Genomic DNA, 1,028 nt, shown 5'->3' on the forward strand with positions numbered 1-1,028 from the left:
AACGTGAGTTCGATATAATTTCACTAAAAAAGTTGTACAAAAAAGCAAAAGTTAGTATATTTAAAGTGCTTATTTTCAAATAAATACTAAACTTTTGCTTATGCTTTCGCAACATAAAATTACACAGATTTTTTGTTCTATCGATGATTTTTGTAAAGAATTTGTTCCCAATTGGGAAAATCAACTGATTTCAGGAGGTAAAAAACGTATCAGAAAATCAAATTTATCTCTTTCTGAGATAATTACAATTCAGGTTCTTTTTCACATTTCAGGTTATAGAAATTTCAAAACTTTTTACCTTGATTATGTGTGCAAATTCCTAAAGAATGAGTTTCCTAATTTGGTAAGCTACAACAGGATGGTTGAGTTAAAATCATCTTCCTTTATCCCTATGATGATTTACTTAAAAACAAGAGGTCTAGCAGATTGTACAGGGATTAGTTTTATAGATTCTACACCTCTTCGAGTATGTGATAAAAGAAGAATTGGACAACATAAAACATTTAAGGAAATAGCTCAACGAGGTCAATGTTCACTGGGTTGGTTCTTTGGCTTTAAGCTCCACATTATAACGAATGACTGTGGGGGAATCATAGATTTTATGCTTACTCCAGCTAATGTTCATGATACAAACCCATTAAAAATGAAAGGCTTCATTAATAAACTTTACGGAAAACTATTTGGAGATAAAGGGTATTTGTCAAAAGAGCTTTTTCAGTCTCTATTTTCTAACGGGATTCATCTTATAACCAAGTTAAGAAAGAATATGAAAACCAGATTAGTTACTCCTATTCAAGATGCATTTTACTTGAGAAAAAGAGCAATCATTGAAACGATTTTTGATCAATTAAAAAATATTTTTCAAGTAGAACACTCAAGAAATCGCTCTCAAATAAACTACTTCAACAACATCTTTTCAGCACTAATCGCCTATAATTTTGCAGAGAAAAAACCATCTCTAAAAAACAACTTCGTGGACACTAAACAATTGATCCTTTTTCAGTAATTTTATATCGAACTCACGTTAA

1 protein-coding gene is annotated in these 1,028 nt (G+C 30.4%); it reads left to right on the forward strand.

Annotation, left to right across the window (positions count from 1 at the left end; genetic code table 11):
• The first annotated feature begins 100 nt into the window (after nucleotides 1-100).
• Nucleotides 101-1,006 carry an IS982 family transposase gene (locus AC23MC_RS16410; protein WP_487569404.1) on the forward strand — a complete coding sequence of 302 codons (906 nt, stop codon included), beginning with the start codon at nucleotides 101-103 and terminating at the stop codon, nucleotides 1,004-1,006.
• Nucleotides 1,007-1,028 lie beyond the last annotated feature (22 nt).

The organism is Flavobacterium sp. T50_26, from assembly GCF_057652995.1.

Bases quoted from the DNA above. Each gene is read 5' to 3' on its own strand.
- AC23MC_RS16410 (WP_487569404.1), top strand. From the start codon at position 101: ATGCTTTCGCAACATAAAATTACACAGATTTTTTGTTCTATCGATGAT.